The 9722-nt window shown below is 74.6% G+C and carries 3 protein-coding genes; all 3 read left to right on the top strand.

Going from position 1 to position 9722, the window contains the following annotated elements; all coding sequences use genetic code 11:
- Positions 1–576: phosphopantetheine-binding protein (locus tag ABFX54_RS52505; RefSeq protein ID WP_346114801.1), on the top strand; the 576-nt coding region annotated here is incomplete at its 5' end.
- Positions 573–7172 (top strand): amino acid adenylation domain-containing protein, encoded by a 6600-nt coding sequence (locus ABFX54_RS52500; RefSeq protein ID WP_346114800.1) that lies wholly within the window; start codon positions 573–575, stop codon positions 7170–7172. The genes ABFX54_RS52505 and ABFX54_RS52500, both read left to right, overlap by 4 nt.
- Positions 7169–9722: non-ribosomal peptide synthetase (locus ABFX54_RS52495; RefSeq protein WP_346114799.1), on the top strand; the 2554-nt coding region annotated here is incomplete at its 3' end. The genes ABFX54_RS52500 and ABFX54_RS52495, both read left to right, overlap by 4 nt.

The following is a 9722-nucleotide window of genomic DNA, read 5'->3' as shown; positions in this document are numbered from 1 at the left end:
AAGGTGCGCGGCGTCCGGATCGAGCCGGACGAGGTGGCCGCCGTCCTGGGCGAGCACCCGTCCGTCCAGCGGGCTGTGGTGACCGTCCGCGACGACGCCCCCGGGGGACGCGGCCTGGTCGCGTACACCATCGGCACCGCACAGGAGAGCGACCTGCGCGCCCACCTGCGCGCCCGTCTGCCGGAGGCGATGATCCCCGCCGCCTTCGTCACCGTCACCGACCTGCCCGTCCTGCCCAGCGGCAAGCTCGACCGCGCCGCGCTCCCGCCGCCGCGCGGCGGTGACCAGGTCGCCGCCTTCGTGCCGCCGCGTACCCCGATGGAGGAGACCCTGGCCGCCATCTGGGCCGAGCTGCTCGGCCGCGAGCGCGTCGGGGTGAACGACGACTTCTTCGCCCTCGGCGGCCACTCGCTGCTGGTGGTCCGCCTGATCGGCCGGATCGACGACGAGTTCGGCGTCGAGCTGCCGCTGCGCCGCTGCTTCGACGCCACGACCGTCGCCGAGCAGGCGCTGGCGGTGCTCGAAGAGGGACTGACCGATGCCGACCTGCTGGACCTGCTGGAGGAGGAGCGTTGAGCGACCCGAACGGGGTACGCGCGCGACTGGCCGGGCTCAGCCCGCAACAGCGCGCCGAGCTGGAGGCCCGCCTGCAGCGCACCCGGGCCGCACGGAAGGCCGCGCCCTTCTCCGGGCCCTTCTCCGCGCCCTTCTCCGGGCCCATCCAGGGGAACCGGGCCGGGGAGGGCGGGGCGCTGTCCGACGCGCAGCGCCGCCTGTGGGTGGTCGACCAGCTCGATCCGGGCAATCCCGCCTACACCCTGTCGTGGGCGTACCGGATCGAGGGCGACCTGGACGCCGCCGCGCTGGCCGCCGCGTTCGACGCGCTCGTGGAGCGGCACCCGATCCTCGGGTACGTGGTCGAGGCCCGCGACGGCGAGCCCCGCCAGGCTCCCGGCCGGGTGCGTCCCGCGCTGCGGATCGAGACGATGACCGCCGGCGAGGCCGACGCCGCAGCCCAGGAGGAGGCCCGCTTCGCCTTCGACCTGAGCAACGGCCCACTGACCAGGGCCCGCCTGATCCGGGTCACGCCCGAGATCGGCGCCTCGGCGGGGCGGCCCGCGCGCGAGACGTCCGGGACCGCCGAACACCCCCAGGCGCCCGAGGCCGCGGAGCACCGTCTGATCCTGACCCTGCACCACATCCTGGCCGACCGCTGGTCGGTGGCGATCCTGTTCAGGGACCTCTTCCGGCTCTACGCCGGCGAGCCGCCGCCCGACCGGCCGGTGGCGTACACCGACTACGTGGCCTGGCAGCAGGCGGGCCCATCCCCGGAACGCGACCTGGACTACTGGCGCAAAGCCCTCGACGGCCTGCCCGACACGCTCGACCTGCCCGCCGACCGGCCGCGCCCGCCCATGCAGTCGAACCGGGGCCACCGCCTGCTGTTCGAGCTGGACGCCGCACTCGCCTCCGGGCTGCGCGACCTGGCCGCCGGCCTGCGCGCCACCCCCTTCATGGTGCTGGCCGGCGCGCTGCAGGCGCTGCTCGCCCGCTACACCGGCCAGGACGACATCCCGATCGGCACACCGATGTCCGCTCGCCCGCATCCGTCGCTGGACCAGACCGTCGGCCTGTTCCTCAACACCGTGGTGCTGCGCGGCGATTTGTCCGGCGACCCGTCCTTCACCGAGCTGGTCCGGCGTACCAGGGAGCGGGCGCTGGCCGCGTTCGACCATGCGGGACTGCCGTTCGAGACGCTGGTGGAGGAGCTGTCCAGCGGCCGGGACCTGTCCCGCAACCCGCTCTTCCAGGTCATGCTCGCCTACCAGAACACCCCCGGCCTGCCCGCCGACCTGCCCGGCCTGCGCCTGGAACGCCTGGACGTGCGGCCCGGCACCGCCATGTTCGACCTGGACCTCATCGTCGAGGAGCGCGCGGACGGGTCGCTGCTGTGCGTGCTCGACCACGCCACCGACCTGTTCGACGACGACCGCGTGCACCGCCTGGCCGCGCACCTGCGCACGCTGTTGCGCGCCGCCGTCGCCGATCCGGAGCTGCGGTTGTCCGAGCTGCCGCTCATGGACCCGGCCGAGCTGCGCGACACGCTGCACGCCCGCAACGACACCACGATGCCGTACCCAGGCCGTGGCATCCACCACCTGGTCGCCGAGCAGGCCGCCCGCTCGCCGGAGGCGATCGCCGTCGAGGGCGCCGTCGAGGGCGCCGTCGAGGGCGCCGACGAGGGCGCCGACGGCACATCGCTGACGTACGCCGAGCTGGAGTCACGCGCGAACGACCTGGCCACCGGGCTGCGCGCGCTCGGGGTCGGCGGGGAGAGCAGGGTCGCCGTCTGCGTGCCCCGGCAGCCGGACCTCATCGCGGCGCTGCTGGCCGTGCTCAAGGCCGGCGGCTGCTTCGTCCCTCTTGACCCGGAATACCCGGCCGAGCGGCTGAGGCAGATCATCGCCGACTCCGGCGCCGGCGTGGTCGTCACCGTGGACTCCCTGCGGGACCGGCTGCCGGCGACCGCCCGCCTCTTCCTGCTCGACGACCCCCCTGCCGCCGCAGGTCCCGCTCCCGAGCCCGCCTTCCACCAGGACCAGGCCGCCTACCTGATCTACACCTCCGGCTCCACCGGCCGGGCCAAGGGCGTGGTGGTACCGCACCGGGGCCTGGTCAGCCTGCTCTGCGACGTACGCGAACGCCCGGGGCTGGCGGCCGGCACGCGGTCGCTGTTCCTGACGTCGGTGTCGTTCGACATCGCGATGATCGAGATGTTCGGCCCGCTCGTGAGCGGCGGCACGGTCGTCCTCACCTCCGCCTCCGCCATCGAACGCGTCCACGACCTCATCAGGAGCGGTGACCTGCACACCGTCCAGGCCACGCCCTCCGTCCTCGAAGGGCTGCTGCCCGCCCTGGCCCACCGGGTGCCGCGCGTGATCAGCACGGGCGAGGCGCTGCCCGGCCCGCTCGCCGCCCGCCTGCTCGCCGTCACCGACGAGCTGTGGGACCTGTACGGGCCCACGGAGACCACCGTGTGGTCCACCAGGCGGCACGTCACCGACGGACGGGGCGGCTCGATCGGCCGGCCGGTCGCGAACACCGCGGTCTATGTGGTGGACGGCGACCTGCGTCCGGTGCCGGTGGGCATTCCCGGCGAACTGCTGATCGGCGGGGACGGCGTCACCCGGGGCTACCACGGCCGGGCCGCCCTGACCGCAGAACGTTTCGTCCCCGACCCCTTCGGGCCGCCCGGCGGACGCCTCTACCGCACCGGGGACCTGGCCCGCCGGCACCCCGACGGCACCCTCGAATACCTCGGCCGCCTCGACCACCAGGTCAAGGTGCGCGGCGTCCGGATCGAGCCGGACGAGGTGGCCGCCGTCCTGGGCGAGCACCCGTCCGTCCAGCGGGCTGTGGTGACCGTCCGCGACGACGCCCCCGGGGGACGCGGCCTGGTCGCGTACACCATCGGCACCGCACAGGAGAGCGACCTGCGCGCCCACCTGCGCGCCCGTCTGCCGGAGGCGATGATCCCCGCCGCCTTCGTCGCCGTCGCCGACCTGCCCGTCCTGCCCAGCGGCAAGCTCGACCGCGCCGCCCTGCCACCGCCACGTGCCGCTGCCGGGACCGCTGTCTCGGTACCGCCGCGCACGCCCGCCGAGCGCGTGCTGCACGGCGTCTGGGCCGAATTGCTCGAACGGGACGATTTCGGGGTCGAGGACGACTTCTTCGCCCTCGGCGGCCACTCCCTGCTGGCGATGCGCCTGGTGGTCAGGCTCCGGGAGACGTACGGCGCCGAGGTGACCCTGCGCCGCTGCTTCACCACCCCGACCGTCGCGGGCCTCGCCCCGCTCCTGCCCAGCGCGGCCGCGCGACCCATCCCGCCCCTGCCCGACGGCCCCGCCCGGCCCTCGCACGCCCAGGCCCGCCTGTGGTTCCTCGACCAGCTCGACCCCGGTAATCCCGCGTACAACGTCGCCTGGGCGGAACGGTTGATCGGCCCGCTCGCCGTGCCCGCGCTGAGGGCCGCGTTCGACGACCTGGTGACCCGGCACGAGGCCCTGCGCCTGGTGATCGTCACCGACGACGGCGAGCCGACGCTCCAGGAGGGCCTCCGCCGGCCACGCCTGACCGTACGGACAGGCCCGGACGCGGTCGTGGGGGTGGAGGAGGCTCGGCACCGGTTCGACCTGGCGGGCGGGCCGCTGGTCCGGGCCGTCCTGGTGCGGCGTGGCGACACCGAGCACGACCTGTACCTCACCCTGCACCACGTCGTCACCGACCGGTGGAGCCTGTCGATCCTGCTGCGCGACCTCATGGAGCTCTACCGGGCCCGCGTCACCGGCACCCCCGCCGGCCTGCCCGCGCTCACCACCGGCTACCGGGACTTCGCCGCCTGGCACCGTTCCCGGGTGGCCGGGCGGGCGGACGACCTCGCGTACTGGAAGGAAGCCCTCGCCGGCCTGCCTCCCGCCCTGGACCTGCCCGCGGACCGGCACCGGCAGGGGCCGGCGAGCATGGAGGGCCGCCGGCTGACGTTCCCGATCGACGCCCCCACCGTGACGGCGGTGCGCACGCTCGCGCGGGAACGGCAGGTGACGCCGTTCATGGTGCTGCTGGCCGCGTTCCAGGCGGTGCTGGCCCGCTACACGGGCGGCACCGACATCCCCGTCGGCACCCCGGTGTCCGGGCGGGCCCACCCCGACGTGGAGGAGATGGCCGGTCTCTTCCTGAACACGCTCGTCCTGCGCGGCGACCTGTCCGGCGAGCCGTCCTTCGCCGAACTGCTGGCCCGCACCCGTGAGCGCGTCCTGGACGGGCACGACCACGCGGAGCTGCCGTTCGAGGTGCTGGTGCAGGAGCTGGCCGAGGAGCGCGACCTGGCCCGCAACCCGCTGTTCCAGGTGATGCTCGCCTACCAGAACGTGCCGCCGGCGCCGCCGGAGGTGGCGGGGATCGCCCTGCGCACCCTCGACGTCGACCCGGGGGTGACGCAGGCGGACCTGCACCTGGTGATCGAGGAGTCCGGCGACACGCTCACGGGGGTGCTGCACTACGCCAAGGACCTGTTCGAGCACGACCGCATGGAGCGCTTCGCCGACCACTTCCGCTCGCTCCTGGCCGCCGCCGCGTCCGATCCGGACCGGCCGGTGACCGACCTGCCACTGCTCACCCCGGCCGAACTGGACGTCATCCGGCGAGCCAACGACACGGCCACACCCACTCTCGACGCGCCGGCCACACTGCCCGCCCTGGTGCCCGAACAGACGGACACGCCCGGACCCGACGCGTCCGCAACGCTGCCCGCCCTGGTCGCCGAGCAGACCGCCCGTACTCCGGACGCGCCCGCGCTGGGGTATGAGGGTGTGGACGGGAGCCGGGCGTGGCTCACCTACGCGGAGTTCGACGGCCGGGTGAACCGCCTGGCCAGGCGCCTGCGCGCGCTCGGGGCCGGGCCCGGCGAGGTCGTCGGGGTGTGCCTGGAGCGGGGCGCCGACCTGGTCGTCGCCGTGCACGCCGTCGTCGCCACCGGCGCGGCCTACCTGCCGCTGGAACCCGACCACCCGGCCGATCGCCTCGCGGGCATGATGACCGACGCGGGCGCCCACCTGGCCATCTCGACCGAACGCTTCGCCACCCGCCTGCCCGGCCCCACGGCCGGGGTGGTGACGGTGCTGCTCGATCGCGACGCCGCGGCCGTGGCCGCCGAGGACGACGCGCCGCTCGGAATCCGGCCGCACCCCGGCTCCCTCGCGTACGTGATCTTCACCTCCGGCTCCACCGGCCGCCCCAAGGGAGTCGGGATCTCGCACCGGGCGATCGTGAACCGGCTGCGCTGGATGCAGGACGCGTTCCGGCTGACCGGGGACGACCGGGTGCTGCACAAGACGCCGTTCTCGTTCGACGTGTCGGTGTGGGAGCTGTTCTGGCCGCTGATCACCGGGGCGGGACTGGTCGTGGCCCGGCACGGTGGGCACGCCGACCCCTCCTACCTGGCCGGGCTGCTGGAGCGCGAGTCGGTCACCACCGTGCATTTCGTCCCGTCCATGCTGGACGCCTTCCTGTCCGAGCCCGGCCTGGGCAGGCGGCTGGGCGCGCTGCGTACCGTGGTCTGCTCAGGGGAGGCCCTCGGCGCCGAACTGGCCGCCCGGTTCGCCGCCGAGCTGCCAGGGGCGGGCCTGCACAACCTGTACGGGCCGACCGAGGCGGCGGTGGACGTGTCGTGGCACGCGTGCCGGCCCGGCGAGGCCGCGATCCCGATCGGGCGGCCGGTCGCGAACACCCGCCTGGAGATCCTCGACGCCAGGATGAACCGCGTCCCCGTCGGCGTGCCCGGCGACCTGTGGATCGGCGGCGTGCAGCTCGCGCGGGGGTACGCGGCCCGTCCCGCGCTGACGGCCGAGCGTTTCGTCCCCGACCCCTACGGTCCTCCGGGCGGGAGGCTGTACGACACCGGCGACCTGGCCCGGTGGCGGCCGGACGGCGAGATCGAGTACCTGGGCCGCTCCGACCACCAGGTCAAGATCCGCGGCATGCGGGTGGAGCCGGGCGAGATCGAAGCGGCCCTGGCGGCCCTGCCGGGCGTCCGCGCCGCCGCCGTCCGCGCCATCAAGGACGGCGCCGGCCTACGCCTGGCCGCCTACGTGGTCCCGGCCGACCCCACGGTGGCCGGCCCCACAGCAGCCGGTGGGGACGTGATGGGTGAGTGGGAGCGGAGGTTGCGTGACACGCTGCCCGACCACCTGATCCCCAGCACCTGGACCGTGCTCCCCGAGCTGCCCCTCAACCGCAGCGGCAAGCTCGACCGGAACGCCCTGCCCGACCCGCGCGCCCGCGAGACAGCCGGGCACGCCGAGCCGGAAGGGGCGGCCGAGCTGGCCGTCGCCGAAGCCTGGCGGGGGGTGCTCGGGCTGGAGCGGGTTTCGGCTCACGACAACTTCTTCGCCGCCGGCGGCGACTCCATCCGCAGTCTCAAGGTGGTCTCCCGCCTGCGCGAAGCCGGTTACGCCGTACGGCTGGAGCAGCTCTTCCGCCACCAGACGGTCAGGGAGCTGGCCGAACGGCTGCTGCCCGCACCGGCGGAGGAACCACCCGAGGCGCCACAGACGCCGTTCGGCCTGCTCAATCCCGACGATTTGGCACGACTGCTGGAAGGCGAGGCGCGATGACCGTGACGACGGGAGCCGCGCGCGGCCTGGAGGACGCCTATCCTCTGGCCGCGCTGCAGGCCGGGATGCTCTACCACAGCGCGTACGAGCCGGACGCGGCCACCTACCACGACCTGACCACGATCACCCTGCGCGGCCGGTTCGACGCGGAGGCGTTCGAGGCGGCGCTGGCCGAGGTGACCGCCCGGCATCCCGTCCTGCGCACCTCGATCGACCTGACCGGGTTCAGCGAGCCGCTGCAGCTCGTGCACCGCGCGGCGACGCTGCCGCTGGAGGTGACGGACCTCTCGGGCGCCCCGGAGGCGGCCGGGCGCCGGCTGGCGGAGTGGTCGGAGGCGGAGAAGCGGCGGCCGTTCGACTGGGCGTCCCCGCCGCTGGCCCGCGCGCACGTGCACGTGCTGCCCGGCGAGACGTTCGCGTTCAGTCTGAGCTTCCACCACGCGATCCTCGACGGGTGGAGCGTCGCGGCGCTGGTCACCGAGCTGTTACGGCGCTACCACGGGCACCTCACCGGCGAACCTGTGCCGCTCACCCGCCCGGGCGCGGCCTTCCGCGAGCTGGTGGCGGCGGAACGCGCCGCGGTGGCGGCGCCGGAGACGCGCGACTTCTGGCAGGCCAGGATGGCCGACGCGCCCGGCACGAAGCTGCCCCGCCTGCCGGGGCCGCACGGCGAGCCGGGGGCGGAGGTGCTGCGGCTGCCGCTGCCGGCCGAGCTGCTCGAACGGCTCGGCGCGACGGCCAGAGGGCTGGCGGTGCCGCTGCGCACCCTGCTGCTGGCCGCCCACCTGCGCGTGCTCGCCCTGGTCACCGGCGAGAGCGAGGTGATGACCGGCCTGGTCACGCACAGCCGGCCGGAGAGCGAGGCCGGCGAGGAGGTGCTGGGCCTGTTCCTGAACACCGTGCCGCTGCGCCTGGACGTTACCGCCGCCCCGACCTGGGCCGAGCTGGTGCGCGAGGTGTTCGAGGCGGAGGTGGCGCTGCTGCCGCACCGGCGTTATCCGCTGTTCGAGATCCAGCGGGCGGCCGGGCGTTCGCCGCTGCTGGACGTGCTGTTCGACTTCCGCGACTTCCACGTCTACCGGGGCCTGCCCGGCGTCGAGATCGTCGGCCAGGACTTCTTCGAGCAGACCGACGTGCCGTTCGCCGCGGCGTTCGGCCGCTCGCGCGAGCACGGCGGCTTCGATCTGACGATCACGTACGACCGGGCCCAGTTCGACGCCGGCCAGATCGCTCGGTTCGGCGAGCTTTATCTCATCGCGCTGCGGCAGGCCGCCGAGCCCGGCAACGACCCTCGGTCCGAGGGCCCGTACCTGGAGCGCGATGCCGCCGCGATCGACGCCTGGAACGCCACCGCCAGGACCTACCCGGACGCGACCCTGCACGAGCTGATCGCCGAGCAGGCCGCGCGCACTCCCGCCGCGCCGGCCGTCTGCTACGACGGGACCTGGATCAGCTACCGCGAGCTGAGCGAGCGGGCCGGGGCCGTCACCGCCCGGCTCACGGCGGCCGGCACGCGGCCGGGCGACGTCGTCGGTGTCTGTCTCGAACGCGGCCCCGACCTGCTGCCCGCCCTGCTCGGCGTGCTCGGGGCCGGGGCCGCCTACCTGCCCCTTGAGCCGGGGCTGCCGCCGGAGCGGCTGGCGTACATGATCGAGGACGCGCGGGCGCGCACGGTGCTGACCGGCCCGGCGGGCACGACGGTCCTCCCGGAGGGCGTCGCACTTCCTCTGGCGGGCCCCGGTCCGGACGTTCCCAGCGCGCCGCCGCGCGTGCATCCCGATTCGCTGGCGTACGTGATCTTCACCTCCGGCTCCACCGGCCGCCCCAAGGGGGTCGGGATCTCGCACCGGGCGATCGTCAACCGGCTGCTGTGGATGCAGGACACGTTCGGGCTCGCCCCGGACGAGCGGGTGCTGCACAAGACGCCGCTGTCGTTCGACGTGTCGGTGTGGGAGCTGTTCTGGCCGCTCATCACCGGTGCCGGGCTGGTGGTCGCCGAGCCGGACGCGCACCGCGACGGCGCCCGCCTGGCCGCCCTGGCCACCGCCCACGACGTCACCACCATGCACTTCGTCCCGTCCATGCTGGAGCTCTTCCTCGACGAGCCGGCCCTGCCCGCGCTGCGCCGCGTCATCTGCTCGGGCGAGGCGCTGGGTGCCGAGCCGGCCGCCCGCTGCCACGACCGGCTCCCGCAGACCGAGCTGCACAACCTGTACGGCCCGACCGAGGCGGCCGTGGACGTCACCTGGCACCCCTGCGAGCCGGGCGAGCCCTTGGTGCCCATCGGCCGGCCCGTGGCCAACACCCGCCTGGAGATCCTGGACGCCGGCGGCCGGCGGGTCCCCGTCGGCACCCCGGGTGAGCTCTGCCTGGGCGGCGTCCAGCTGGCCCGTGGTTACGTCAGCCGGCCCGGGCTCACCGCCGAGCGGTTCGTGCCGGACCCGTACGGCCCGCCGGGCGGGCGTCTCTACCGCACCGGGGACCTGGCCCGCCGGCTGCCGACCGGCGAGGTGCAGTACCTCGGCAGGACCGACTTCCAGGTCAAGATCC

The organism is Nonomuraea maheshkhaliensis (genome assembly GCF_039529435.1).
Taxonomy (GTDB): domain Bacteria; phylum Actinomycetota; class Actinomycetes; order Streptosporangiales; family Streptosporangiaceae; genus Nonomuraea; species Nonomuraea maheshkhaliensis.
Note: the sequence above shows the minus strand (reverse complement) of the source record. Positions and strands in the feature narration are given on the sequence as shown.